At 70.5% G+C, this 25569-nt stretch carries 21 protein-coding genes; 12 read left to right on the top strand and 9 right to left on the bottom strand.

Annotation, left to right across the window (positions count from 1 at the left end):
* Positions 1–4: 4 nt before the first annotated feature.
* Together ACIGAQ_RS19840 and ACIGAQ_RS19835 are read right to left on the bottom strand one after the other, a co-directional pair.
* Positions 5–889: a MaoC family dehydratase gene (locus ACIGAQ_RS19840; RefSeq protein ID WP_399784432.1), complete on the bottom strand. Its 885-nt coding sequence runs from the start codon at positions 887–889 to the stop codon at positions 5–7.
* On the bottom strand, positions 889–2199 hold the full coding sequence (locus ACIGAQ_RS19835) for a 3-oxoacyl-ACP reductase (RefSeq protein ID WP_399784429.1): 1311 nt from the start codon (positions 2197–2199) through the stop codon (positions 889–891). Before ACIGAQ_RS19835 ends, ACIGAQ_RS19840 begins: the two co-directional genes overlap by 1 nt.
* Before the next feature lie 141 nt (positions 2200–2340).
* Between ACIGAQ_RS19835 and ACIGAQ_RS19830 the strand changes: the two genes are divergently transcribed.
* From ACIGAQ_RS19830 to kstD, 4 genes are all read left to right on the top strand, one after another.
* A complete protein-coding gene (locus ACIGAQ_RS19830; protein WP_399784426.1) occupies positions 2341–3630 on the top strand; it encodes an acetyl-CoA C-acetyltransferase in 1290 nt (429 codons plus the stop codon).
* A gap of 229 nt (positions 3631–3859) precedes the next feature.
* Positions 3860–5779, top strand: a complete 1920-nt coding sequence (locus ACIGAQ_RS19825) for an AMP-dependent synthetase/ligase (protein ID WP_399784423.1) — start codon at positions 3860–3862, stop codon at positions 5777–5779.
* Positions 5780–5891: 112 nt separating this feature from the next.
* Entirely contained in the window at positions 5892–7016 is a 1125-nt protein-coding gene (locus ACIGAQ_RS19820) for a sugar ABC transporter substrate-binding protein (protein WP_399784420.1), read from the top strand.
* Between the two features lie 97 nt (positions 7017–7113).
* Positions 7114–8904: a 3-oxosteroid 1-dehydrogenase gene (gene kstD, locus ACIGAQ_RS19815; protein ID WP_399784417.1), complete on the top strand. Its 1791-nt coding sequence runs from the start codon at positions 7114–7116 to the stop codon at positions 8902–8904.
* A 95-nt stretch (positions 8905–8999) separates the two neighbouring features.
* On the opposite strand, the gene ACIGAQ_RS19810 is transcribed toward kstD, so the two are convergent.
* From ACIGAQ_RS19810 to ACIGAQ_RS19800, 3 genes are all read right to left on the bottom strand, one after another.
* A complete protein-coding gene (locus tag ACIGAQ_RS19810; RefSeq protein ID WP_362276697.1) occupies positions 9000–9644 on the bottom strand; it encodes a class I SAM-dependent methyltransferase in 645 nt (214 codons plus the stop codon).
* A gap of 266 nt (positions 9645–9910) precedes the next feature.
* A complete protein-coding gene (locus ACIGAQ_RS19805; protein ID WP_399784414.1) occupies positions 9911–10189 on the bottom strand; it encodes a hypothetical protein in 279 nt (92 codons plus the stop codon).
* 109 nt (positions 10190–10298) lie between these two features.
* A complete protein-coding gene (locus tag ACIGAQ_RS19800) occupies positions 10299–10502 on the bottom strand; it encodes a cold-shock protein (RefSeq protein WP_003974443.1) in 204 nt (67 codons plus the stop codon).
* Positions 10503–10823: 321 nt separating this feature from the next.
* Between ACIGAQ_RS19800 and ACIGAQ_RS19795 the strand changes: the two genes are divergently transcribed.
* Together ACIGAQ_RS19795 and ACIGAQ_RS19790 are read left to right on the top strand one after the other, a co-directional pair.
* Positions 10824–11672 (top strand): menaquinone biosynthetic enzyme MqnA/MqnD family protein, encoded by an 849-nt coding sequence (locus ACIGAQ_RS19795; protein ID WP_094056706.1) that lies wholly within the window; start codon positions 10824–10826, stop codon positions 11670–11672.
* A gap of 94 nt (positions 11673–11766) precedes the next feature.
* Positions 11767–13515, top strand: a complete 1749-nt coding sequence (locus ACIGAQ_RS19790) for a serine/threonine-protein kinase (RefSeq protein WP_399784410.1) — start codon at positions 11767–11769, stop codon at positions 13513–13515.
* Here ACIGAQ_RS19790 and ACIGAQ_RS19785 read toward each other — a convergent pair.
* Positions 13430–14095: a hypothetical protein gene (locus ACIGAQ_RS19785; protein ID WP_399784407.1), complete on the bottom strand. Its 666-nt coding sequence runs from the start codon at positions 14093–14095 to the stop codon at positions 13430–13432. The genes ACIGAQ_RS19790 and ACIGAQ_RS19785 overlap by 86 nt on opposite strands.
* A gap of 4 nt (positions 14096–14099) precedes the next feature.
* Entirely contained in the window at positions 14100–18749 is a 4650-nt protein-coding gene (locus tag ACIGAQ_RS19780; RefSeq protein WP_399784404.1) for an FtsK/SpoIIIE domain-containing protein, read from the bottom strand.
* Between the two features lie 360 nt (positions 18750–19109).
* Here ACIGAQ_RS19780 and ACIGAQ_RS19775 point away from each other — a divergent pair, with 360 nt between their 5' ends.
* From ACIGAQ_RS19775 to ACIGAQ_RS19750, 6 genes are all read left to right on the top strand, one after another.
* Positions 19110–19409, top strand: coding sequence for a WXG100 family type VII secretion target (locus tag ACIGAQ_RS19775; RefSeq protein WP_082319687.1), 300 nt, complete (start codon positions 19110–19112; stop codon positions 19407–19409).
* Positions 19410–19498: 89 nt separating this feature from the next.
* The gene (locus ACIGAQ_RS19770) at positions 19499–19822 is read left to right on the top strand and encodes a type VII secretion target (RefSeq protein ID WP_399784400.1); all 324 of its coding nucleotides are present in this window, start codon (positions 19499–19501) and stop codon (positions 19820–19822) included.
* Positions 19819–21339, top strand: a complete 1521-nt coding sequence (locus ACIGAQ_RS19765) for a putative T7SS-secreted protein (RefSeq protein ID WP_399784397.1) — start codon at positions 19819–19821, stop codon at positions 21337–21339. The genes ACIGAQ_RS19770 and ACIGAQ_RS19765 overlap by 4 nt, the downstream gene beginning before the upstream one ends.
* A gap of 258 nt (positions 21340–21597) precedes the next feature.
* Positions 21598–22707 carry a hypothetical protein gene (locus tag ACIGAQ_RS19760; RefSeq protein ID WP_399784394.1) on the top strand — a complete coding sequence of 370 codons (1110 nt, stop codon included), beginning with the start codon at positions 21598–21600 and terminating at the stop codon, positions 22705–22707.
* Positions 22708–22739: 32 nt separating this feature from the next.
* Positions 22740–23378 carry a hypothetical protein gene (locus ACIGAQ_RS19755; protein WP_399784658.1) on the top strand — a complete coding sequence of 213 codons (639 nt, stop codon included), beginning with the start codon at positions 22740–22742 and terminating at the stop codon, positions 23376–23378.
* The gene (locus ACIGAQ_RS19750; RefSeq protein WP_399784391.1) at positions 23371–23964 is read left to right on the top strand and encodes a hypothetical protein; all 594 of its coding nucleotides are present in this window, start codon (positions 23371–23373) and stop codon (positions 23962–23964) included. Before ACIGAQ_RS19755 ends, ACIGAQ_RS19750 begins: the two co-directional genes overlap by 8 nt.
* Before the next feature lie 119 nt (positions 23965–24083).
* On the opposite strand, the gene ACIGAQ_RS19745 is transcribed toward ACIGAQ_RS19750, so the two are convergent.
* Together ACIGAQ_RS19745 and ACIGAQ_RS19740 are read right to left on the bottom strand one after the other, a co-directional pair.
* A complete protein-coding gene (locus tag ACIGAQ_RS19745; RefSeq protein WP_399784388.1) occupies positions 24084–24743 on the bottom strand; it encodes a hypothetical protein in 660 nt (219 codons plus the stop codon).
* 107 nt (positions 24744–24850) lie between these two features.
* On the bottom strand, positions 24851–25519 hold the full coding sequence (locus tag ACIGAQ_RS19740) for a hypothetical protein (protein ID WP_399784385.1): 669 nt from the start codon (positions 25517–25519) through the stop codon (positions 24851–24853).
* Positions 25520–25569 lie beyond the last annotated feature (50 nt).

The raw sequence follows: 25569 nt of genomic DNA, 5'->3' as shown, positions 1-25569 counted from the left end.
CCCCTCAGCCGGGAAGGACCTCCCCGGTCACATGCACCCGGTCGTCCCGGCCCCGCAGTTCGAACCGGGGGCCCTTCGCCGCGTAGGTCACGGTCCCCGGCAGAAGGACCGGTGCCCGGAAGTCCGCCCGGACGTGGCAGGCGTCCGGTGCGCCGTGCGCGGCGAGGCAGCGGGCCGCCGTCCACATGCCGTGCGCGATGGCCCGGGGGAAGCCGAACAGCCGGGCGGTGAGCGGGTGGAGATGGATGGGGTTGCGGTCCCCGGACGCGGCCCCGTAGCGCCGCCCGACGTCGGCGCCGAGCCGCCACTCGGCGACAGCGGGCAGCGGCTCGGCGACAGCCGGCGAGGGCTCGGCGGCGGGTGGCAGGGGCGCGGGCTTCCCGTCCTCCCGGCGGGCCTCCGTCGGGCGTCCGTGCCGGGCCAGGTACGTGCTGCGCGACTCCCACACGACGTCCCCGCCGTCGCGTACCCCGGTGACGACCGTCGCCTGAGTGCCGCGCCGGTGCGCGGCCAGCCCCTCGACGTGGACGGAGAGTTCGTACGCGCCCGTGGCGGGCATCCGCGCGTGCCGCGTGATCGAGATCGACGTGTGGACGAGCCCCAGCAGCGGCAGCGGGAAGGCCCGCTCGCTCATCAGCCGCATGGCCGCCGGGAAGCCCAGCACGTGCGGATAGGTCACCGGCAGCGCGTCCTCCCCGGTGGGGAAGCCGCACACCCGCTCGTACGCCGCGAGCCGCGCGAGGTCGACGCGCAGGCCGGGCAGGACGAGCCGGGTGCGCGGGAACGCCGCGTCGGGGGCGGGCCGTTTGAAGGGGGACAGCAGGGCACCGCGGGCCAGCAGCGGGCCGAGGGACGGGGACCCGGTGAGGACGACAGGGGCGCCGGTCATCACGCCCCCAGCAGACTCTGGCCGCAGACGCGGACGACCTGGCCGTTGACCGCGCCGGAGGCGGGGTGGGCGAGCCAGGCGGTGGTCTCGGCGACGTCGGCCGGCAGACCGCCCTGCGCCAGGGAGTTCATCCGGCGGCCGGCCTCGCGGATGAACAGCGGGATCGCGGCCGTCATCTTCGTCTCGATGAAGCCGGGCGCCACCGCGTTCACCGTCACGCCGTGCTCGTCGAGCGCGCGCGGGGCCAGCGAGCGGACCAGTCCGACGACGCCCGCCTTGCTCGCCCCGTAGTTCGTCTGGCCGGCGTTCCCGGCGAGACCGGCGATCGAGGCCGTGGCGACGACGGAGCCGCCGCGCTTGAGCGTCCCGGCCTTCAGCAGGGCGTCCGTGGTGCGCAGCACGCTCGCCAGGTTCACCTCCAGCACGGAGATCCAGCGCTCGGCCGGCATGTTCACCAGCCGCCGGTCACGCGTGATGCCCGCGTTGTGGATCAGCAGGTCCAGGCCGTCCGGGAGGGCCTCGGCGATCCGCGCGCCCGCGTCGGCGGTGGTGATGTCCAGCGGCAGGGCGGTGCCGCCGATCCGGTCGGCGACGCGCCGGGCGTCCTGTTCGGCCTGCGGCACGTCGAGCACGACCACCCGGGCCCCGTCCCGCGCGAGCGTCTCGGCGACGGCCTCCCCGATGCCCCGGGCGCCGCCGGTGACCAGGGCGGTGCGCCCGGCCAGGGGGCGGTCCCAGTCCAGGGCGGCGGGGCTCTCGTGGAGCGGTCCGACCTCGATCACCTGGCCGCTGACGTAGGCGGACTTGGGCGACAGCAGGAACCGGAGCGTCGACTCGGCGGCGGCCGCGTCCGTCAGCCGGACCAGGTTCACGGTCCTGCCCCGGCCGATCTCCTTGCCGAGCGAGCGCGTGAAGCCCTCCAGGGCCTGCTGGGCCGCGGCCTGGTGGTGGTCGGCCGGGTCGAGGGGGGCGCCGAGCACGAGCACGCGGCCGCTCGGGGCGACCGACCGCACGACCGGATGCAGGGCCGCGTGCACCTCGGCCAGGGCCTCGACGTCCCGCACGCCGGTCGCGTCCAGGACGACGGCGCCCGGAGGCTCCTTCGCCCCGCCCGGTCCGAGTCCCGTCCTGGCGAGCACCGGGGCCAGGTCCAGGGCGGACGTCCCGGCCGTCAGGTGGCGCAGGCCGCCGTCCAGGGCGGGGTGCTCGGGGGACCAGCGGGCCAGCGCCGCGGGCTGCGGCAGCCCGAGCCGGCGGGTGAGGAAGCGGCCGGGCGCGGTACCCGTGAGGCGTAGATAGCGGTCGGCCATGGCGACTCCTGGTTCCGGCGAAGCAGTGCGGTCGGGGCGGCGTGGCGAAACAGCGCGGTGAAACAGCGCGGGGCAAAGGTGCTTACTCTGGAGTAAGGTTACCGGAGGTAAGGGTATGGCACGGACAAGGAGCAGGTCGAGATGAGCCCCCAGCAGCTGTCGCCGTCGGTCCGGCGCGTGGCGATCGTCGGCGGAGCCCGCATCCCCTTCGCCCGCTCCGACGGCCCCTACGCCACCGCCTCCAACCAGCAGATGCTCACCGCCGCCCTGGACGGCCTCGTCGAGCGGTACGGCCTGGACGGGCCCGGCGCGGTCGGCGAGTTCGTCGCCGGCGCGGTCCTCAAGCACAGCCGCGACTTCAACCTGGCCCGCGAGACCGTCCTCGGCTCCACGCTCCACCCCCGCACCCCCGCCTACGACATCCAGCAGGCCTGCGGCACCGGCCTCCAGGCGGTCATCGCCGCCGCCAACAAGATCGCCCTCGGTCAGACCGACTCGGCGATCGCGGGCGGTTCCGACACCGCGAGCGACGCGCCCCTCGGCGTCAACGACTCCCTGCGCCGCGTCCTGCTGGAGGCCCGCCGGGCGAAGACGCTCGGCGGGCGGATGAAGGCGCTGGCGAAGGTCCGCCCCGGGCACCTCGTCCCCGACATCCCGCGCAACGCCGAGCCGCGCACCGGCCTGTCCATGGGCGAACACGCCGCCGTCACCGCCCGGGCCTGGGGCATCGGCCGCGCGGCGCAGGACGAACTCGCCGCGACCAGCCACCAGCGGCTCGCCGCGGCCTACGAACGCGGTTTCTTCCAGGACCTGGTGGTGCCCTTCCGCGGACTCGCCCGCGACCAGAACCTGCGCCCCGGCTCGACAGTGGACAAACTCGCCGCCCTCAAGCCGGTGTTCGGCCTCGACCACCCCGAACCGACCATGACGGCAGGGAACTCGACCCCGCTGACCGACGGCGCGGCGACCGTGCTGCTGGCGAGCGAGGACTGGGCCCGCGCGCGCGGACTGGAGCCGCTGGCGTACCTCACGGCGTACGAGACGGCGGCCGTCGACTTCGTCGGCGGGGACGTCGCGGGCGGCGAGGACGGCCTGCTCATGGCACCGGCGTACGCCGTTCCGCGCATGCTGGAACGAGCCGGCCTGGGCCTGGACGACTTCGAACTCGTCGAGATCCACGAGGCGTTCGCCTCACAGGTGCTGGCGACGCTCGCCGCCTGGGAGAAGCGCGGCCTCGGTACGGTCGACCGGGCCCGGCTGAACGTCGCGGGCTCCTCCCTCGCCACCGGGCACCCCTTCGCCGCCACCGGCGCCCGGATCGTGGCCACGCTGGCCAAGCTGCTCGCCGAACGGGACGCCCCCGCACGGGGGTTGATCTCCATCTGCGCTGCGGGCGGGCAGGGCGTGACGGCGGTCCTGGAACGGGCCTGAGGCGACGACGGCCGGAAGCTGAGAGACCCTCACATAACCTCCGAGCATGCACAGGCCTGGCCCCGGACCATCCCCGAACCCGCACAAGGCCGCCACGTGAGCGCCGTACGATCCCGTTCCTACCGGCAGTAACCCCTTTCTGGGGATTCAGCCGGTTGAGCGCCTCGGCGTGCGAGGCACGTACGTCATGCAGCAAGCAGTCCATCGCTGCACGCCCCAGGAGCCGCCCGTGTCCACTGCGTATCCCTCCTCCGCCCGCGGCGACGTGTACGGCGGACCGGTCCTGGTCGAGCCCGAGGTCAAGCGGCTCGACGGAGCGGTACGGGAGGCGTCCGTACCGCCGCTGGCACCGCCGTGGACCCACGGGTCGCTCGCCGACCTGCCGTTCGACAACGCGAGCGCGGCCCCCGACGCCGTGGTGCTCAGCCGCAAGAACGCCGACGGGCACTGGAGCGACGTCACCGCGGCACAGTTCGCCGCCCAGGTGACGGCCGTGGCGAAAGGGCTGATCGCCGAGGGGCTGGCGCCGGGCGACCGGGTCGCCGTGATGGCCCGCACGATCTACGAGTGGACCGTCCTGGACTTCGCCGCCTGGGCCGCCGGACTGGTCACCGTCCCCGTCTACCCCACCTCCTCCGTCTTCCAGGCCCGCTGGATCCTCCAGGACTCCGGCGCCGTCGCGCTCCTCACCGAGACGACCGCACAGGCCGCCGCCCTCGGCCCCGAGCGCGAGCGGCTGCCCGACCTCAAGCACCTGTGGGTCGTGGAGAAGGGCCACGTGGACCGCCTCGCCGAGGCCGGGACCCACCTGACCGACCAGGAGGTCGAGGTACGGCGCGGCATGCTCGGCCCCGACACCCTCGCCACCCTCGTCTACACCTCGGGCACCACCGGCCGCCCCAAGGGCTGCGCGCTCACCCACGGCAACTTCTTCGCCGAGGTCGACAACGCCATCGAGCTGCTCTACCCCGTCTTCCGGGACCGGACCAGCGAAGAGGCCTCGGTCCTGCTGTTCCTGCCCATGTCCCACGTCTTCGGCCGCATGGTCGCGATCGCCTGCGTCCGGGCCCGCGTCCGGCTCGGGCACGCGCCGAGCATCAAGGCCGACGACCTCCTCCCGGACCTGGCCGGCTTCCGGCCGACCTGCCTGCTGGCCATCCCGTACATGCTGGAGAAGGTCTTCAACTCGGCCCGCGCCAAGGCCGAGGCGAGCGGCCGGGCGGCCTCGTTCGACCGGGCGGTGTCGGTGGCGCAGCGCTACGGAGAGGCGGTGGAGGCCCGCCAGACGGGCACCGGCCCCGGCCCCTCCCGCGCCCTGAAGACCGCCCGCGCCTTCTACGACCCGCTGGTCTACCGCCGCATCCGCAACGCCATGGGCGGCCGCGTCCGCTACGCCATCTGCGGCGGCTCCCCGCTGGGCCGCCGCCTCGCCGCCTTCTACGCCGGAGCCGGCATCGAGATCTTCGAGGGCTACGGCCTCACCGAGACCACCGGCGCGAGCACCGTCACCCCGCCCCTGAAGCCGCGCCTGGGCACGGTCGGCTGGCCGCTGCCCGGCACCCGCGTCCGGATCGCCGCCGACGGGGAGATCCTCGTCGCCGGCGACCACGTGCTGCGCGGCTACTGGGACCCGCAGGCCGGCGGCGTCGTGTCCGCCGCGCCCGACGGCTGGCTCGCCACCGGCGACATCGGCGAACTGGACGACGAGGGCTACCTCACCATCACCGGCCGCAAGAAGGAACTCCTCATCACCGCGGGCGGCAAGTCCGTCGCCCCGGCCCCCCTGGAGAACTGGCTGCGCTCGCACCCCCTGATCTCCCAGTGCATGGTCCTGGGCGACGGCCGCCCCTACGTCACCGCGCTCATCACCCTCGACGAGGCCGGCATCACCCACTGGCGCCGCATGAACGGCAAACACCCCGTCCCGCCCGTCCTCCTCGCCGACGACGAGGAACTGCGCGCCATCCTCCAGCGCGCCGTCGACGAGGCCAACAAACTCGTCTCCCGCCCCGAGTCCATCCGCCGCTTCACGGTCCTCCCCCGGGACTTCACGGAGGAGGAGGGCCACCTCACCCCGTCGATGAAACTCCGCCGAGAGACGATCCTGCGCGCCTTCGCGACGGAGGTGGAGGGCCTGTACCCGCGGTAAGGCACCTTTGCGAGGTCTTCACACCTGGTTCTTGACGACGCACGGTGTCTCGCCGTTGGCTTTCTGCCACCTCCACGTCGCGATGATCCCCCCACCTCGGAAGGCACCACCAGTGAAAGCGCGTAACACCCGCCGGGCCGCCGTGCGTCATCTCTCCACAGGTCTGGCGGTCTCCGTGTCGGTCCTGTCCCTCGCCGCGTGCGGTGACGGCGGGAGCGACGACTCGGCCGGGGGCAAGAAGGGCAACGACATCACCGTCGGGTTGCTGCTGCCCGACCGGGACACGGCGCGCTTCGAGCGGTTCGACCACCCGCTCATCAAGCAGGAGGTCGCCTCCCTCACCGAGAACCAGGGCAAGGTCCGCTACGCCAACGCCGAGGCGAGCGTGGCCAGACAGAGCGAGCAGTTCCGGCAGATGATCGCCGACAAGGTGGACGTCATCCTCGTCGACGCGGTGAACTCCAAGGCCATCGCCCCGGACGTGAAGAAGGCCAAGGCCGCGGGCATCCCGGTCGTCGCCTACGACCGGCTCGCCGAGGGCCCCATCGACGCGTACGTCTCCCACGACAACGAACTCGTCGGGCAGGTACAGGGCCGCGCGCTCATCGGCGAACTGGGGGAGAAGGCCGAGAACAGCAAGGTCGTCATGATGAACGGCGACCCCGCCGACCCCAACACGGCCCGGTTCAAGGACGGCGCGCTGAGCGAACTCCAGGGCCAGGTCGACATCGTCCAGCAGTACGACACCAAGGAGTGGAAGCCCGCGATCGCCAAGGCCAACATGGCGAAGGCGATCAAGGCGGTCGGGCTGAAGAACATCGCCGCGGTCTACTCGGCCAACGACGGCATGGCCGGTGCCGTCATCGAGGCGCTGGAGGAGGCGGGCGCCACCGAGATGCCGCCGGTGACCGGCCAGGACGCGAACCTGGACGCGGTGCAGCGTGTGGTGTCGGGGGAGCAGTACATGACCGTGTACAAGTCCTTCCTGCTGGAGGCGACCAACGCCGCGAAGATCGCCGTGGCCAAGGTCCAGGGCCGCTCGATCGAGTTCGCCGCGCTGACCCGGGAGACGGTCGACAGCCCGACGCGGAAGAACATCCCCGCGATGCTGGTGCCGGTGGTCGCCCTCACCCGGGACAACATCAAGGAGACCGTGATCACCGACGGGGTGTACACGGTGAAGGACATCTGCACCGCCGAGTACCGGGCGGACTGCGCGGCCATCGGCCTCGAATAGGACAACCCAGAACGGCCTTACTGGGCGGGCCTTGACTTCTTCAGGCCCCCGCGCGACAGTCCCCACCCTTCGTGTTCCTCGCCGGGCGGGAGCGGCCATGACCACCAGCGCGAACTCCGCGGGGACGGCCGGCGGCCCGTCCCGAAGACGACTGCTCGCCGGGGCCGCCGGGGCTGCCGGGGCCGGGCTCGCGGTCACCGCGGGAGGGCGGCAGCGTGCGCGGGCGGCGGACCTGCCGCCGCTCGGCACGTACGACGTCGTCGTCATCGGCTCCGGCGCCGCCGGGATGACCGCCGCGCTGACCGTGGCACGGCAGGGGCTGAGCTGCATGGTCGTGGAGAAGGCGCCGACCTTCGGCGGCTCCACCGCCCGCTCCGGGGCCGGGATCTGGATCCCCAACAACGAGGTGATCCTGGCGGCCGGCGTCCCGGACACCCCCGCGAAGGCAGCCGCCTACCTCGCCGCCGTGGCCGGCCCCGACGTCCCCGCCGACCGGCAGCGCGCCTTCCTCGCCCACGGCCCGGCGATGCTCTCCTTCGTCATGGCCAACAGCCCGCTCCGCTTCCGCTGGATGGAGGGCTACAGCGACTACTACCCGGAGCTGCCCGGGGGCCTGCCGGGCGGCCGTTCCATCGAGCCCGACCAACTCGACGGCACCGTCCTCGGCCCCGAACTGGAGCGGCTCAACCCGCCGTACCTGGACGTCCCGGCCGGCATGGTCGTCTTCAGCGCCGACTACAAGTGGCTCGCCCTGGCCGCCGTGAACGCCCGGGGCGCCGCCGTCGCCGCCCAGTGTCTGGCCCGCGGCACGAAGGCGGCGCTGCTCGGGCAGAAGCCCCTGACCATGGGGCAGGCCCTCGCGGCCGGGCTGCGCGCGGGGCTGCGCTCCGCCGGGGTGCCGGTGTGGCTGAACACGCCCCTGACCGACCTGCACGTCGAGAACGGCACGGTCACCGGAGCCGTCGTCACCCGCGACGGCGCGCCGGGCCTGGTCCGCGCCCGCCGGGCCGTCATCGTCGGCTCCGGCGGCTTCGAGCACAACGCGGCCATGCGCGACCACTTCCAGCGGCAGCCCATCGGCACGGACTGGACGGTCGGCGCGAAGGAGAACACCGGCGACGGCATCCGCGCCGGGCAGCGGCTCGGCGCGGCCCTGGACCTGATGGACGACGCCTGGTGGGGCCCGGCGATCCCGCTGCCCGGGCAGCCCTGGTTCTGCCTCGCCGAACGCACCCTGCCCGGCGGGCTGCTGGTGAACCGGGCGGGCCGGCGCTTCGTCAACGAGGCCGCGCCCTACAGCGACGTCGTCCACACCATGTACGACGTGCACGACACCGACCCGGCCATCCCGTGCTGGCTGATCGTCGACCAGAACTACCGCAACCGGTACCTGTTCAAGGACATCGCCCCCACCCTGCCGCTGCCCGGCGACTGGTACGACTCCGGCGCCGCGCACAAGGCCTGGACACTGGACGCCCTGGCCACGTCGATCGGCGTCCCGCCGACGGCCCTGCGCACCACCGTGGACGGTTTCAACACCCTCGCCCTGCGCGGCCGGGACACCGACCACCATCGCGGCGACAGCGCGTACGACCACTACTACGCGGACCCCTCGGTCCTCCCGAACTCCTGCCTCGCCCCCCTCTGGCTCCCGCCCTACCACGCCTTCCGCGTCGTCCCCGGTGACCTCGGCACGAAGGGCGGCCTGCGCACGGACGCCCGCGCGCGGGTCCTGCGCGAGGACGGCACGGTCGTCCGCGGCCTGTACGCGGCGGGCAACGCGAGCGCGGCGGTCATGGGCCGCAGCTACGCGGGGGCCGGGTCGACGATCGGGCCGGCGATGACGTTCGGGTACGTGGCGGGGAGGGACGCGGCGGAAGCGCCGTGAGACCAACGGCACCGCGCCGTTCGCGGCGTGCAGGACCCGGGCGCGGGCGTCCGTGAGCAGGCCGCCCTCCGTCGTCTGTGGGGCGGCTTCGGCGGCTATGTGGTCGGTCTGCGGGCCACCAGCGCCGCCTGGGCAACGGGCTCGCCGCGCTCCTCGTCGGCCTCCCGTACCGTCCGCGCCCGCACCGTGAAGCCGGCCCCTTCCAGCAGTGCGGCCATCCGCTCCGGCCGCCGGCGGTGGAAACTCAAGGACACCCGGTGGCCGAAGGCCTCCTCGTAGCGGCGGGGCTCCTCGCCGTACTGGAAGCCCAGGAGCAGGTGCCCGCCCGGGCGCAGGACGCGGTGGAAGCCGGCGAACAGGGCGGGCAGGTGCTCGGCGGGGGTGTGGATGGTCGAGTACCAGGCCACGACACCGTCCAGCGACTCGTCCGGCAGGTCCAGGTCCAGCATCGAGCCCTGCCGGAACCGCAGCGCGGGATGCTCGCGCCGGGCGATCGCCAGCATGGACTCCGACAGGTCCAGCCCGAAGACCGACAGCCCCCGCGAGGCCAGGTACGCCGTCACCCGCCCGGGCCCGCATCCGAGGTCGGCGACCTCGCCGCCCTCTCCCACGAGCTCCGCGAACCCGTACAGCAGACCCAGGTCCAGCGGGGTGGTGGCGTCCCGGAACCGCTCGGCGTACTCCTCGGCCACGGTGTCGTAGAAGGTACGGGTCTCGCTCAGGAAGTCGGCGTCGGTCATGGCCGGTGACCCTACTGCCCACCCCCGACACCACCCCGGCCGCACCCCCGGCACCGTCCCGGCCCACCAGCGCCACCGCCCCGGCCGCGCCCCCGACACCGTCCCAGCCCACCAGCGACACCACCCCGGCCGCGCCACCGGCACCGGGCCGACCCACCAGTGACACCGCCCAGGCCCTCCGCCGCACCGGGCCGGCCCATCAGCGCGTCTGACCGGGCCGGTGGTCGTGGGGCCGGCTGACCACTGCCTCGGGGTTCGGTCCGTGGTCAGTCCGTGGGGCCGCCCGGCGTCTCTCCGCCCCCCGACGCGCGGGCGCGTGCCTGCCCCGCTCCGAGGCCGGCCCCGGCGCCGATCGCCGTGCCCAGGCCCAGGCCCAGGGCAAGCCCCAGCCCCACGTTGTCGAAGACGGTGATGCCCAGCACGAGACCGGCCGCCGTGCCGAGCGACAGGCCGAGCGACAGGCCGAGCGAGACGGCCGTCGCCGGGCTCCTGTCGGCGGGCGCCGTACCGCCGTCCTCCCCGATGTTCTGCTGATCTTTCCCCATCGGCCCATCCTCGCACGGGGAGAATTCGCCCGGAATTCACCGGGCGAAAGGGCCCGAAAAGGGCAGGAGCCCCGTCGCCTTGCGGCGCGGGGCTCCTTGGGTACTGCTATCAGACCGGCGTGACGTTCTCAGCCTGCGGGCCCTTCGGACCCTGCGTGACGTCGAAAGACACCTGCTGGTTCTCCTCCAGGGACCGGAATCCCTGCGCGTTGATCGCGGAGTAGTGGACGAAGACGTCGGGGCCGCCGCCCTCCTGGGCGATGAAACCAAAGCCCTTTTCGGCGTTGAACCACTTCACGGTTCCGGTAGCCATAAGCCCTCCTTGGGCTCAAAAGGGTTGCCCTGCTCCAGAACCAGCAAGTGTGAAGAGTGAATTCTGCACAAGTGCGTATGTCTGAGAATGACGAGAGCCCGCGGTCACATGCTCCGCAGGCTCTGTACTGCAAGGGAAACCAAACTGCAACTTGCGACGAGCCTAGCACGCGGACCCCGGAATGCAATAGGGGTCAAGATCACGTCACCCGAATGTTTGAACATCCCCCGGCCGACTGGCGCAGCGGCCGTGAGCGGAGCCCGGAGCCCCGACGGCGGGGCCGGACGCGGACCCGTGGGCCGTGAGGGCTAGCCTCACGATGTGGACAATCCTCGCACCCGGCCGCGCGTCGGCCACATCCAGTTCCTGAACTGCCTGCCCCTGTACTGGGGGCTCGCCAGAACGGGCACGCTCCTCGACTTCGAGCTCACCAAGGACACCCCGGAGAAGCTCAGCGAGAAGCTGGTGCAGGGCGATCTCGACATCGGTCCGGTCACCCTGGTCGAGTTCCTCAAGCACGCCGACGACCTGGTCGCCTTCCCCGACATCGCCGTCGGCTGCGACGGCCCGGTCATGTCCTGCGTGATCGTCTCGCAGGTCCCCCTGGACCGGCTGGACGGCGCCCGGGTCGCCCTCGGCTCGACCTCCCGCACCTCCGTCCGCCTCGCCCAGCTGCTCCTCGCCGAGCGCTACGGCGTCCAGCCGGACTACTACACCTGCCCGCCCGACCTCGGCCTGATGATGCGGGAGGCCGACGCCGCCGTCCTCATCGGCGACGCGGCATTGCGCGCGAACATGCTCGACGGCCCCCGCTACGGCCTGGACGTGCACGACCTGGGCGCGCTGTGGAAGGAGTGGACGGGGCTGCCGTTCGTCTTCGCGGTCTGGGCGGCGCGCCGCGAGTACGCCGAGCGCGAGCCGGCCATCACGCGCAAGGTGCACGCGGCGTTCCTGGACTCCCGCAACCTCTCCCTGGAGGAGGTCGGCAAGGTCGCCGAGCAGGCCGCCCGCTGGGAGGCCTTCGACGAGGAGACCCTCGCCCGGTACTTCACCACCCTCGACTTCCGCTTCGGCGGACCCCAGCTGGAGGCGGTCGCCGAGTTCGCCCGGCGGGTCGGCCCGACCACCGGCTTCCCGGCGGACGTGAAGGTGGACCTGCTCCAGCCGTGAGCCCGGCGGTGCCCCGGCACTACTCTGCTGGGAGGTGCAGGCGTGCCGGGGCCGGGGAGCGCCCCCACGGCGCCTACGGGGGAGGGGTGACGCCATGCGGCCGCTCGACGTCGACGAGCCCACGGTCGTGGGTCCCTACCGGCTGCTCGGCCGGCTGGGCTCCGGCGGCATGGGCCGGGTCTATCTGGGCCGCAGCGCCGGGGGCCGCACGGTCGCGGTGAAGATCGTGCATCCGCACTTCGCGCTGGACGAGGAGTTCCGGGCGCGCTTCCGGCGCGAGGTCGAGGCCGCGCGCCGGGTGGGTGGTGCCTGGACGGCGTCCGTGCTGGACGCGGACCCGGACGCGCGGGTGCCGTGGGTGGCGACGGCGTACGCCGCCGGCCCGTCGCTGTCCGCCGCCGTCGCCGACGTCGGGCCGCTGCCGGCCCACACGGTACGGGCGCTCGGGGCGGGGCTCGCCGAGGCACTGACGGCGGTGCACGAGCTGGGGCTCGTCCACCGCGACGTGAAGCCGTCGAACGTCCTGCTCACCCTGGACGGGCCGCTGCTGATCGACTTCGGCATCGCCCGGGCCACCGACGGCACGGCGTCCCTGACGTCCACCGGCGTTTCCGTCGGCTCGCCCGGATACATGTCTCCCGAGCAGATCCTGGGCAAGGGCGTCACGGGCGCGGCGGACGTCTTCTCCCTGGGCGCGGTCCTCGCGTACGCGGCGACCGGCGAACCGCCCTTCCCCGGTGACTCCTCGGCGGCCCTGCTCTACAAGGTGGTGCACGAGGAGCCGGAACTGGGCCTGCTGGACGGGGAGTTGCGCTCCCTGACGGCGGCCTGCCTGGCCAAGGACCCGGGCGCGCGGCCGGCCCCGGCGGAGCTGGCCCGGCGGCTCGCTCCCCACGGGGCGGCCCGTCTGGTCGCGGGTGGCTGGCTGCCGGGAACGCTGGTGGAACAGGTCAGCCGCAGTGCCGTACGGCTGCTGAACCTGGAGGCGACGGCGGCGGGCGCGCCCTCGGGGCCGGTGGGGTTCAGCAGCCCGTCGGTGGCGGAGCCGGAGGCGAGCGGGGCCGAGGGTGTCCAGGCCGGCCCCGGCGTGACGGGTGGCTCGGGTGGCGCGGGGGTCTTCGGACCGCCCCCGGTGATGGACGGGCCGACGGCCACACCTCGTGGACCGGCGTCAGCCGCACCGGCCCCCACCGCCGTACCCGAACCCCGCGACGCGCACCGCGAGGACACCGTCGTCCCCTCCGAGGGCCGTCGGCCCGGCAAGGTGTCCCTCTCCGTCGCCGCGACCTCCACGCCCGAGGGCGAGGGGCGGGTGCGGAGGCTGAGCTGCACCGTCGCCCTGGCCGTCGCCGGAGCGATGGCCGCCGTGACGATCGGGTCGGTCCTCGTCTTCGACCTGCTGCCGGGCGGGGGCGGCGGGGACGACGGGGGTTCGGGCAGCACCGACGCCTACTCGCCGCCCGGGGCGAGCGCGAGCTCCGCCCCGTCCGGTACGGTGCCCGCCGCCTACCTCGGCACATGGGAGGGCCAGGGCACCGCCCTGGACGGCAGGCTGCCGCTCGGCACGTTCCGGGTCACCGTGCAACGGGCCGGAGTCGGACAGGAGTTGGGACGCGTCCGGCAGACCGACCAGCTGGGCGGCGTCTGCGTGGACGTCCTCACGCTGAAGCAGGTGACGAAGAAGGAACTCGTCGCCACGTCGGTCGGCGCGAAGACCAACCACAGCGGCTGCAACCCGGCCCCCACGACCGTCCGGCTCACACCGGTGGGCGACGATCTCCAGTACCGCTCGGAGAGCGCGGAGTCGGGCCGCCCGCAGGCGCGGCTGTCGAAGGTGCGGTAGCGGACGACCGGCGCACGTGCCCGACGAACAGGCCGATGAGCAGCGCGATCACCGCCAGGCAGGCTGCCAGGCCCACGGCCCACAGCCACGGGTAGTGCACGTGCACCCAGCAGGGGCCGCCCTCGCGGTGGCAGTCGCCGTCCCAGTCGCGGCGCCGCTTGGGCCGTACGGTGGCGCTGATCACCCCGGTGACCAGGTAACCCGCGGCCAGTCCGGGCAGGGACGCGATCGCCCAGGCCAGCGAACGCGCTTTGCTCTTCTTCCAGTCCATCCGGACCAGCGGCGCCACCCAGGCGAGGAAGACCAGCGGCACCGAGGCGCCGACCGTGCCGGCGAAGACGTACGCCCCGCCGGGCCACGCCGGGGCGAAGTCGCCCCAGAGCGCGTGGCCCCAGTGCATGTCGAACAGAACCACCGGCATCAGCAGGACGACGAAGCCGGGGAGGACCAGGCACCCCCAGGCGCACCCCCAGTCCCGCTTGCTCGGCTCGTCGGCCTGCGGCCGCCCCGGCCGGTGCTCGTATCGCAGCGCGGCCCCCGCCGCCCTCCTCCGCTTCGGCTTCGCCGAACCGCCGCTCATCGCCTCAGCCCGGGACGACGACCGTGCGCAGCTCGCCGTCGCCGAGGTGCAGCATGCCCTTGCCCGGGGCGACCTGGCCACCGACCATGCTGCGGGAGAGGCGGACGCCGATGAGGTCGCCGCTGGAGGACTCCTGCGGGGAGAGCAGGATGCCGCGGCGGGCCTTCTTCGCGTCGACCTGCCAGCCCGAGAAGCCGCTGCACACGTCCTCCTCGTCACCCGCGATGACCAGGGCGAGGCCCCGCTCGGCGCCCCGCGAGACCAGCTTCTTCAACTGGCTCTCGGCGTCGCAGTCCTCCAGGATCTCCCCGTCGTCGACGAGCACGGCGATCGGCTCCTCCAAGGACGCCTGGTCGATCAGCTCCTCGAAGTCGTCCTCGTCGATGTCGTCGCCGGTGAAGACCTTCAGCACGCCGTCCGTGCCGTCGAGCCCGCGCAGCGGCGACTGGCGCGGCGCCGCGATCACGAGGCGCGTGCCCTGGGCCAGGAACGAGTGCGCGAAGTTCAGCAGCACCGTCGAGCGGCCCGACTTGGCCGGGCCCGCGATGACGAACGCCGGTACGCCCTGGGCGAGATCGGGCCCGAAGCCGACGATCTCGTCACCGCCGATGCCGGCCAGACCGTACAACCGCGAACGGGCCGCGTCCGGGTCGCGCAGCTCCCACGCCTCCGGGAAGGAGATCCGGCTGGGCAGGCTGTCCACGCGGAACGGGCGTCGCGCGCGCGGCACTTCGGCGTCGCGTGCGGTGGCCGCCTCGCCGATCGCCGCCAGCGCCGCCGCCTGGCCCTGACCGCTGGTGTCCTCGGCGAGCAGCGCGAACTGCGTCTCCGTACCGGACTCGTTGCGGAAGGCACGGCCCGGCGGGATCTCCTCCGGCACCTTGCGCACCGGGATCCCGAGCGACGAGAAGTCGCTGCGGTCCGCCAGCCGCAGACCGTACTTGTCCTCGGTGAGCGTGGCGATCCGGCCCACCAGCAGCGTCCGGTCACCGGTGAGCACCAGGTGGATGCCGACGCTCGCGCCCTCGCGCATCATCGTCTGCAACTCGTCGGTGAGCGAGCCGTGGTCGATCTCGCCGAGCGTGGGCACCCAGCCCTCCCAGCGGTCCAGCAGCACCACGATGTGCGGCAGCCGCTCGTCCTCGGACACCGCCGCCCGCTGCTCCCCGATGTCCGCGAAGCCCTTGTCCGACAGCAGGTCCTGGCGGCGGCCCAGCTCGCCCTTGAGCCGGTTGACCAGCCGCACCACCCGCTCGGTCTGGTTGCGCCCGACCACCGCCCCGCAGTGCGGCAGCCGCGTCAGGGCGTTGAGCGCGCCGTTGCCGCAGTCGATGCCGTACAGGTGCACGTCGGCGACGGAGTGGGTGCGTGCGATCGAACCGGCCAGGGTGCGCAGCACCTGGGAGCGGCCGCTGCGCGGCGCGCCGCCGATCATCAGATGCCCGAAGGAGGAGAAGTCCACCACGACCGGACGGCGCGACTGGCTCGCCGGCAGGTCCTCGATGCCGTACGGCGCCGGCGCCAGCCTGCCGGGCCCGCCGGCGAAGGCGGGCAGCTCGATCTCGTCCAGCAGCAGCGTCTCGTCCAGGGCGGGCAGCCACGGGCTGTGCTGGGGCGGGATGCCGAGGGAGCGGTTGGCGTCCCGGATCGTGTCCACCAGGACCTTCAGGTCGGTGATCTCCTCGTCCTCCCGCGCCTCGGCCTTCGGCTTGGCCAGCGCCGCCCTGCCGAGATCCTCCCAGGCCAGCGGACCCACCCAGGGCATCAGCACGGCCGGGTCGGCGGCACCCGGCCGCCGCCCGCCGACACGCCCCGACTGGAAGGGGACCAGCGAGGCGTGCCCGAGACGGGCGTACGCGCGGCCTGGGGTGCTCTTGGAGATGTGCCCCGCCTCGGGCGAGTCGATCACGTCGGTCGACTCGCCGCCGTCCGTCACGCGCAGCGCGATCCGCAGGTTGGTGTTGGCGCGGATCTCGGGGGAGACGACGCCGGACGGCCGCTGCGTCGCCAGCAGCAGGTGGATGCCGAGGGACCGCCCTCGCTGGGCGATGTTCACGAGCCCCGTCACGAAGTCGGGGAGATCGCGCACCATCGAGGCGAACTCGTCGATGACGATGAGGAGCCGGGGCACGGGCCGGTGCGACGGATCGCGGCGCACCAGGTCCTGGTAGTCCTCGATGTCCTTGGCGTCCGCGGCGGCCAGGATGTGCTCGCGCCGGTGCAGCTCCGCCCCGAGCGACTCCAGCGCGCGCTCCACGAGATGGGCGTCGAGGTCGGTCACCATGCCGACGGTGTGCGGCAGATGCACACAGTCCTTGAAGGCCGCGCCGCCCTTGTAGTCGACCAGCACGAACGTCATGTTCTCGGGCGTGTTCGCCACCGCCAGCGCCGCCACGATGGTCTGCAGCAGCTCCGACTTGCCGGAACCGGTCGTACCGGCGATGAGACCGTGCGGTCCGTCCTTGCGGATGTCGATCCCGAACGGCCCGTCGTACGACTCGCCGATCACGGCCAGCGTCGACTGCCCGCCCATCCGCCAGCGAGCGACGATCGCGTCACTGGTCGGCGGCTCCAGCTGCAGCACGTCCAGCAGCCGGCTGGAGCCCGGCAGCGCCGAGTCCTCGGTCTCGCCGCTGATGTCCCGCAGCGGCGACAGCGACCGCGCCAGCCGCAGACACCAGGCCGGGGAGACGAAGTCGGGCCGTACGTCCGTCAGCCGCTCGGCGCCGGCCTCCTCCACGCGCAGCCGCAACTTCTCCACCCGGCCCGCCTGTTCGGGCTGCGGGGCGGTGGCGTGCCAGGCCTGGAAGGAGGGGAAACCCCCGGCCACCGGCTGCGCCTCCCGCTGTCCCTGCTGCTGGAGCTGCCGGTCGGCTTCGGACTCCTCGGCCTTCGGCTCGGCGACGACGTACGCCTGGCACTCGCCGGGCAGGAACCGCTCCTCGGCGTCCAGGCAGATGGCGAACATGGACACCGACGGCCCCTCGCGCAGCAGCCGTACGACGCCGGGCAGGGACCGCAGCCGCCGCGACCCGTCCCACACCACCACGATGTCCGGGTCGCTGAACGTCGAGCCCTGCGCCCTGTTCTGCTCGGCGGCCTTCTTGCGGGCGTCGAGGATCTGCGTCAGCTCGCCGATCCGGGCACCCACGGTCTCGGCGTCGGTCCCGATCAGCGCGTTGACGTCCTGCCCGCCGGAGGGGCGGGCGTGCGGCAGCCAGCGCACCCAGTCCCAGGACTCCCGCGCGGCGTTCTCACTGAGCACGTAGAACTGCACGTCCATCGGGCTGTGCAGCGCCGCCGCCTGCGCGACGGCCCAACGCCCCAGCGCCCGGGCCGAGTCGCCGGGCCCGGCCATGCCGACGACCCCGAGGGTGCGCAGGTGCAGCGCGACCGGGGCGTCCTCGATCTTCCAGGTCACCTGGCGGCGGTGGTCGTCCTGCTCGGGGTCGTCCAGCACGACCTCGGAGGGCAACCGGCCGGTCCCGACCCGGAGCAGCAGATGGTCACGGTCGGTACGCCGCCGCTCCCACAGCCGGGTGCGGGGTCCCGTCCCGAGGGCCAGCACGGTCGCCGGGTCGGGTATGGCGTGCCGCCGGTCGTTCCGCTCCGCGACGAGGGCGTCCTGCGCGTCCTTCTCGATCCGCTCCTTCTGCTCCTCGTACTCCTGGACCTGCTTGGCGTGCGACTTACGGCCGTGCTTCTTGTCGTTGTAGTAGTTCGCGAAGAGCAGGACGGGGCTCAGCGCGGCCATGATCAGGTAGTACCAGCGCTGGAAGATCATCACCGACACGACGGCGCCGACCAGGGGCGTCAGCGCCATCAGCCAGGGCAGCGGGCGGGCCTCGTAATCGCGGGGCGCCGAGGGCAGCCGGAAGGTGGTCTGCCGCTCGGGAGGGCGCAGCCGCGGGGGCCGGTTGTAGTCCAGCCCGATGCCGTCGTCGGACCACTTGAGCGCGGCGTTCGGCGGTGTGTAACGGGTGAGTTCGAGGAGGGTGTTCCCGACCCCGATCTGCGCCCCGAGGGGCCACTCGGCGGGCCCGTCGTCGGCGTCTTGTTCCTGCTCGCCCTTCTTGCTCTTCCGCTTACGGCCCTTGTCGCCGCCGGACGTCTCCTTGTCGTCGCCGGCGAGGGGAGTGCCGTCGAGGGTGACGTGCTCCTTGTCCGTGTGGACGGCGACCCGGCAGGTGCCGTCGGTGGCGACGGAGAGGGTCAGGGCCCGGGCGTCGACCTCGGGATCGTCGATGCGGACGTAGGAGGCGGCGCCGCTGCCGATGTCGTAGCGGCCGACGCCGAGCCGGTGCACGAACCCGGCGGCCGGCCCGCCGACGACCCGCAACTCGACCAGCCCGGTGGGCTCGCCCGGCAGACAACCGGAGGGATCCTGGAGGCTGACGACGGCGCCCTCGCGCAGGGGCGAGCCGACGACGGTGGCGGCGGGATCGACGGCGTATCCGTCCACGTACACGAGGGGCGCGTTGCCGGCCGGTGCGTGCCGGTGCTGCCCGAGCGGGATGACCTGCGCCCCGCTGTGCCCGACCTGCTTGGCGAGCTCCTGGGCGATGTCCCCCACGGTGGACTCAGGATCCGCATCGAGCACGACGTCGGCGGTGCCACCGCCGTACGGGTCGACGACGGTCAGAGTCAGGCGCACGACTTGTCCTCCCCGTGCCACTGGGCCGTGTGGCCGCTGTGGTGTCCGTTGCTGCGTCCGCTCCAGTCACTTCCCGTCACTGGGGTCACAGCCGTAAGGACGATATCCGTTCGGTGCGGTGACGGGGCAATGGGGAGGTGCGGTGATGTTCCCAATGGCAATCTCGTGCACGCTTTCACGACGCCTCGTTCACAAGCCGAGGATGTGGCACCACAGGCCACACCCGTAAGCTGCATGCGCAAGAGCGGACGATCACACCGGTTGCCACGTGCGATCGGCAACTCGGCTCACGGGCCGACGAGTCCGCACACAGGGAGCCACGGGGGTTGGCCCTGCGGCGTTGTGAGAGGAAGCGGCTTCATGGCCAAGGACCTTGACATCACATATCAGGACATGCGGGAAGCTGCCAAGCATGTCGTGAAGGAGAAGGAAAAGCTCCAGGAGAAGCTCGAGGGCCTCCGCAAGTACATCAACAACCTCGTGCAGTCCGGCTATGTCACGAAGAGCTCGTCGAAGGCGTTCGACGAGAACTTCGACGAGTTCGTGCAGGGCACGAAGACGACGCTGGACGGTCTGGACGGCATGGGTGACTACCTGACCATGGCGGCGGACAAGTTCGAGCAGATCGACGAGGAACTGGCGAAGCAGGCTCGGAAGTGACCTTCTGCTAGATAATGCAATGCGGTGGGGCGGGCCGAGCGGTCCGCCCCACCCCGGCCGCACCAGGACGACTCGCAGCGGGGGGATCCGTGTCGGACCAGACTGCCGATATCGAACGCATCAAGGAAAGCGCCAAGTCTCTGTCGAAGATTCACCGGGAGTTCGACAAGAACGCTAATCCGGCCGAAGGGCTGGGCGTGGCCACCTTGGGTGATAAAGGGCTTGTCGATGTATTCAATGATTTCGGCGACAACTGGAAGATTCACCGGGAACGCCTCACGGAGGAGCTGGAGAACCTTTCGAAGTTGCTCTCCACGGCGGCGAAGGCGTACGAGGACGTCGATCACCATCTTGCCGAGGCATTGCGCAACGCAGGAAAAAAGAAGCCCGCTGCCGGGGGAGGTGCCAAGTGACACGCCCGCGCTCCGAGGAGTGGGCGGTTATCGGGGAGGCCGCCGACCCGATCCCTGGCGATCCAGATGAGGTCGCCAAGCTGGGGCGACAGCTGAGGAAGACTGCCGAGGCTATCAAGAAGCAAGCGGACGAAATCAAAGCGCTTGCGTCTGTTGACGAGTGGAAGAGCAAGACGGCCGAAGAGTTCCGCAAGGATGCCGAAGAGGCTGAAGGGAAGTTGCGGAAGGCGTTCAAGCGCTACGATGCCGCCGCTGATGCCCTCGGGGAGAAGGTAGTCGAGGGCGGCTGCTCAAGCCAGTACGCCTCGGAACTTCACCGAGCTCAGACCATGGCTGACAAGGCGCTCCGCGATGCCCGAGACGCTCATGACGAGCAGAACGCGAGCAGTTCCGCGATCGGCAAGCTTCCCCAATCGACAGGCGACGACGATCCGGACCGCCAGAAGCTGGAGAAGCGCCAAGACGCGGCGAGTGCGGCTCTGGAACGAGCCAAGAAACACTTGGAAGCAGCCAAGGACGTGCGTGATGCTGCCGCAAAGAGGGCACGTGATTCCATCCGTCACGCAATTGATAACGATGGCCTCAAAGACGACGCATGGGACAAGTTCAAGGACTGGGTCAACGACAATTCCGGTTGGATAGAGGACGTCCTCAAATTCTCCGGTTGGGTGTCGACCATTTGCGGGACACTGGCACTCATGGTCGGATGGATTCCGATTGTCGGGCAGGTCCTTGCCGGTGTTCTCGGTACCATCGCCCTAGTGGCCACCCTGATTTCACTCGTGGGGCACACCCTCTTGGCGCTAGGAGGTAAGGGGAGCTGGTTCGACGTCGCCCTCGACGTCGTGGGAATCGCTACGTTGGGCATCGGTCGAGGCGCCCTAGCCGGCGCGAAGGGCGCGTCGGCGGCGGCAAAAACACTTGGGCGATCCGCGAGAGCGAAGGCTCTTAGGGAGGGCATCAAGGCGAAACCCGGATCTGCCGCTTATAAGAAGGCTGTCAATGACGCCTGGAAGCGGGCCAATCGGGAAAGTGGCGGAGCCTTGCGAGGCAAGGCTGGCGTCGAGGCGATTGGCAAGGCGCCAAAGGGTTGGTTCCCCGGTGCCCAGAGGATGGCAGATGCCTTTAACCCGAAACTGATCTACAGAGAATCGATGGACAGCCTCAAAGCCGTCAAAGATCTGCGTTGGAGTGACGTCCGGCAGCTCGGGCAGGCCGACAATTGGTCGGGGGTTCGACCGGGGCTGAATGATCCCGGAATCACGAGCCTGCAAAGGAGCCTTGACGAGATGTCCGACGGCCTACGTGCCGACGATGCGGTGAGAGCCGCAAGCGACGTGTTCGAGACTCAGACCCGGATCTGGGCCGGCTCCACAGCTGTAGCGTCCACTACTGACTTGCTTGACAAGGGCGAAATCACGGGGAAGATCGGTGATCTTGTCGGGGTGCAGGGATTGGATGACGGCGTCTGGTCGGCCACCGGTATCAAGGGTGCCACCACAACGAGTAACGGATGATCAGGGTAAGCAATGGCTGAGCAGCCTCGACTGAGTACGTCGCTACCACAACCGGCCGAGCCGACGGCTCGTCCCGCGGGTGCGCTGCCCCATCACACGCATGTCGTGCGTCGGGCCCGTCTCTATGCCGAAGGGCGCACCTTGGTGGTGCGGGACGCTCGGCTTGGGGAACGCCGGTACGCGGTCGGTGCCGATGGTATTCGCCGTGCGGTTTTCCATCCGCCTGCTGACCTCTGGGAGACGGTGCAGAAGCACCCCATGAAACGCTGGGGCGTCCTGACGTTCAAGGGGGAAGGGGAACGAGACCTTCTGCACGTACCGCTCGCAGCATGGTTGCCTGAGGCTGGTGTGGTCGGTGCCATGGACCTTGACCCTTCGAAGTGTCTAAAGCGGACTGGACTCAGCGACCTGGTCGCCAGCCTCGGGATTGCGCTTGAGGAGGGTTCGCAGCCCAGCGGCCGTGCGGAAGCTCAGGGCGACAGCACAGGAAGCCGGCCGGATCGTGCTGCCCATGCCGACCTGCCGCGCTGGCACAGCTGGGTACGCGGGCTCGGCATGTTCGGGTGGCTCGTCGCTCTCGTCACTGCCTTCGCCGCTGATCTGACGCGAGCCATGCCTGTTGCTGCATGCGCTCTCTTCCTGATCCCTGCATCGGACGGCGCTGTCCGTGTCACGGCTTGGTGGCGGAACAAGACGACTGGTGTGTTCGCTGACGCCTCGGTGATCAGGCCATCGCCAGCAGGCAGTGCGACCCGACGGTTCTTGCGAACGGCCTCCGTGCGTGTGCTTCCCGGTGATGTGATCCTGACCAATACGGTCGGGGAAGAGCGCTGGCTCGGACGGGCCGGTATGCACGGTGTATCGCGAGTGGTGCGACTTGTCGCTCCTGTGACGGGCGAGCCGCTCGCTGTGGAGCTCCGGGACGGCAGAGGTGAAGCCCGGGCACTGCTGCCTTGGAGAGACTGGTTTGCGGGGCAGCAGGGACCCGAGCGATGGAAGGAACTGCAAGCAGCGCTGGGAGTTCCAGTGTCGGACGAGGAGTTGGACCGGGACAAGAACAGCAGCGGCTGGTGGCAGGGGCACATGCTTGGTGCGGATGCCCGCAAGATGTCACCCATGGAGGGGAAGGAAGTTCGCCGAGAAACTGATTGGCAGCGCTCCGTCATCGGCAGGAACGAACTCCTCACGCTTCCGCTCTTCAGTGCCGTGCTGCTCGCCGGACTCTTCAGCGATGATTCATCAGCGTTCGTGGCGGGCTTGTTGTCCGCGCTGACCATCGCTGCGGCCTTGGTTCCCGCCGCTACGATTGCGCTTGTCAGCCGCCTTTCGTACGACAAGGTGATCGAGAAGGCAGAGGCCCACGTATGAGAGCAGCCGACCGGACCGGAGCACTCGTGAACATGCTGAAAGGCGCGGAAAACGTGGCACCGCCTATTGATTACCGCCTACTTCTGCCGGAGGGGTGGTTCCGCGTGCGCATCGAACCGGAGCTCCGCGAGCGCTCAGTCGACGCACTGATCAATCGGCAGTTCGAGGGAGTCGACAACGCACCGCACCTCAAGCAGCAGTTGCGGGACAGCCTCTTGGCCCAAGCGGCCGCAGCGTTCCGGGACGGTGGTATCGAGCTCTACTTGAGCCTGCAGAAGGCCGGCGCTTTGACCATCCCGGCTTCTCTTCTCGTCACGTTTCTGCCGCCGAAGAGTGAAGGGCCGCTCACGGCGAGGGACATCGCTGCCTACCTCTCCGCCGACGAGGACCTGGAAGTGTCCGTCGTCGAATTGTCTTCGGGGCCTGCGGTGCGCACTCGCAGGACGACAGGGCAGTCGGAGCAGCCCGTTCCGCCCAATATGCCGGGTTCACCCGGCGAGACTCTTCCGTCGGTCACGCTCGACTACCAACTGCCGGTTCCCGCAACTGATGCCTGGCTGCTGCTGACCTTCTCGACGCCTTTGGTGCAGATCGCGGACGCCATGGTTGAACTCTTCGACGCTGTGGCCGCCTCGTTGGCCTGGGTGGGGGGTGACGGCGGACATGAGTGATATCAGTGCCTGCGGCATCGTCGTACCAACGGACTGGGTGTCGCTTCCGGTCGAGCCGTCGGACGACGTCAAGGGCTGGGCCAAAAGCACAGCAGCGGAACTGCGAGACCGCAGTGCAGCGGCGGGATACGAACTGGACAAGCGGACGCTGCGAAAGGAGTTGCTCGCCCGAGCCGAAGACAGCCGCAGCCGAGACCCCTTCTATGCGTTCGCCTTTTTCCCCGACGGGTTCGACAGTGCCCTGGCGATCCTGGAAGTCGACCTGCTCCATCCTGACGAGACGGTTCCCGTGATCACTCTGGATTGGCTGGCTGAGACCTTTAGCGCCGACGACTTCGGCCCTCCGCAAATTTCCCGTGTGGACCTGCCGGTCGGCCATGCCGTGCGCATCCGTCAGGACTTTGCCGCTGGTCCGGCTTCACGCCGCGGCCCTGGCGTGCTGATGGAGACACTGACGTACGGGATTCTTCCGGCTGGCGCAGAGAGCGCCGTCATGTTGCTGGTGTCGTGGACGGTGCCTGGTATTACGCAAGAATTGGAAGAGGCCACGGACAGCATTGCCCAGACTGTGACGGTGGACCTCTGAAGTGGGTTCTCATGCCCTAGTTCAGCGGGACACGATAGTGAACGCCGCTAGAGGTCATGTGTTGGTCGGCGAGCCCGTGTATCACTTCGACTTCCAGCCGGCCGTGGCGATGCAGCGAGTCAGGACGCGCACGTCCTGTCCCCTCGCTTGGACAACACCTCCGTGGTCTGCCAGACCTCGTTGCTGTTCTTCTTGAGCCGAGTGCTGTACGTGACGTATGGGCTCTCGTCGGAGGGTGCCTTGTCCACCTTCCCGGTCTTGCGGTTCTTGTTGTAGGCCTTGCTCTCGTCGGCGCAGTAGATGACGGCGGCCGTGTCACTGTCCGCGACCTCGACCTTCGGGCTGAAGTAGCGCGTGACACCCGTCCACGTGAGGTCCTCCTCCAGCCAGGCCCGGACCCACTTCTGAGCGCTCGCGAGCGCTTCGCCCTGGCGGTAGTAGGCGAGTGCCGTCGAGTTCGTGTCGCCACGGAGGATCGCATCGTCCACCGCGTTCACCGTCTGCGCGACGTCGGACAGCACGGCGTCCTCCGCTCGGTCACCTGTCTTCCAGCTGCCGAACCTGTTCTCCACACCCTTGGGCAAGGTGATCTCAGACCTGTTGGTGGGACCGGATGCGCCGGTGTTCGGTGAGACCGACGTGGTCGCAACGCTCACATCGGCGCCTGCTGCGGTCTCGTCGTTACTCTTCGAGTTCTCGTCTCCGCTACCACAGGCCGTCAACAGCAGCGAGGCCGTCACCATCAGCGCGGCAGCAACGGGCAATGGGCGGCGCTTCACAGTGGCTCCCAGATGTGCAGTGTCGGCCCGGCAGCGGTCGCGGAGGGTCGTCAGCCTCTTACGCCGGTGATTCCTGGGTGGAACCCTTTCGGAGAAGGCGGATCCTTCTATCGACACTGCTCCACCGTCCTCTCGACGAATACCTTGGACGCCTGCCATACCCCGGCCGCCGCCACTGACTTGACCATCACGATCTTGTAGTAGCCGAAATCCTTCAGACTCGGTTTGGTCTTCAGGACCTTTCCCGTCCTGATCTCTTTGCCGTAGAACCTGCTGGTGTCTGCGCAGAACCCCACCTCCACCGACTTGCCGTTCCCGGCTGACCGTGTGGTGACGTCGTAGTGCCGACGGGTGCCGGTCGCCGTCCAGCCGCCCTTGATCCACTCGTCGATCTGGGCCTGCGCGTAGTGAAGTCCGCCTTCGGTGGCGTACGTGGTGACGGCCGCTTCCTCGGCGGAACGTTGGTCGACGCCGCGATAGATGGCGCGGAGGAAGTTGGCGGCGTCATCCATGGCAGCAGCCTCATTCGCGCTTTGTGGCCTACTCCAGTCGAAGACGAGGTTCATGTCCTTGGGTAGGGACACGTCTACGCCGTCGGGCTTCTCACCGGCCTGCGCCGCTGGCGGCTCGGTGGGCGTCTTGGGCATCTCAGCGCTCTGGCTGGTGTCGGCGACCTTGTTGTTGTCGGTCGACTCATCGTTCCCACTACCGCAGGCCGTCAACAGCAGTACTCCCGTCGTCAACAGGACGGTGACGGGCGATGCGGGGCGTTTCACAGTGGCTCCCTGTAGCAGAGGTGCGGTACGAGCGCTGACCGTAACGCTGG

The sequence above is a fragment of the Streptomyces sp. NPDC085932 genome (assembly GCF_044540525.1).
GTDB classification, from domain to species: domain Bacteria; phylum Actinomycetota; class Actinomycetes; order Streptomycetales; family Streptomycetaceae; genus Streptomyces; species Streptomyces levis.
The sequence above is the reverse complement of the archived record's forward strand: the minus strand, read 5'-3'. Positions and strand labels throughout refer to the sequence as shown.

What these genes read in the sequence shown, in the direction of transcription:
- ACIGAQ_RS19840 (WP_399784432.1), bottom strand. Translation starts at nt 889, where the DNA reads ATGACCGGCGCCCCTGTCGTCCTCACCGGGTCCCCGTCCCTCGGCCCG.
- ACIGAQ_RS19835 (WP_399784429.1), bottom strand. Translation starts at nt 2,199, where the DNA reads ATGGCCGACCGCTATCTACGCCTCACGGGTACCGCGCCCGGCCGCTTC.
- ACIGAQ_RS19830 (WP_399784426.1), top strand. Translation starts at nt 2,341, where the DNA reads ATGAGCCCCCAGCAGCTGTCGCCGTCGGTCCGGCGCGTGGCGATCGTC.
- kstD (WP_399784417.1), top strand. Translation starts at nt 7,114, where the DNA reads ATGACCACCAGCGCGAACTCCGCGGGGACGGCCGGCGGCCCGTCCCGA.
- ACIGAQ_RS19810 (WP_362276697.1), bottom strand. Translation starts at nt 9,644, where the DNA reads ATGACCGACGCCGACTTCCTGAGCGAGACCCGTACCTTCTACGACACC.
- ACIGAQ_RS19805 (WP_399784414.1), bottom strand. Translation starts at nt 10,189, where the DNA reads ATGGGGAAAGATCAGCAGAACATCGGGGAGGACGGCGGTACGGCGCCC.
- ACIGAQ_RS19800 (WP_003974443.1), bottom strand. Translation starts at nt 10,502, where the DNA reads ATGGCTACCGGAACCGTGAAGTGGTTCAACGCCGAAAAGGGCTTTGGT.
- ACIGAQ_RS19790 (WP_399784410.1), top strand. Translation starts at nt 11,767, where the DNA reads ATGCGGCCGCTCGACGTCGACGAGCCCACGGTCGTGGGTCCCTACCGG.
- ACIGAQ_RS19785 (WP_399784407.1), bottom strand. Translation starts at nt 14,095, where the DNA reads ATGAGCGGCGGTTCGGCGAAGCCGAAGCGGAGGAGGGCGGCGGGGGCC.
- ACIGAQ_RS19775 (WP_082319687.1), top strand. Translation starts at nt 19,110, where the DNA reads ATGGCCAAGGACCTTGACATCACATATCAGGACATGCGGGAAGCTGCC.
- ACIGAQ_RS19760 (WP_399784394.1), top strand. Translation starts at nt 21,598, where the DNA reads ATGAAACGCTGGGGCGTCCTGACGTTCAAGGGGGAAGGGGAACGAGAC.
- ACIGAQ_RS19755 (WP_399784658.1), top strand. Translation starts at nt 22,740, where the DNA reads ATGCTGAAAGGCGCGGAAAACGTGGCACCGCCTATTGATTACCGCCTA.
- ACIGAQ_RS19750 (WP_399784391.1), top strand. Translation starts at nt 23,371, where the DNA reads ATGAGTGATATCAGTGCCTGCGGCATCGTCGTACCAACGGACTGGGTG.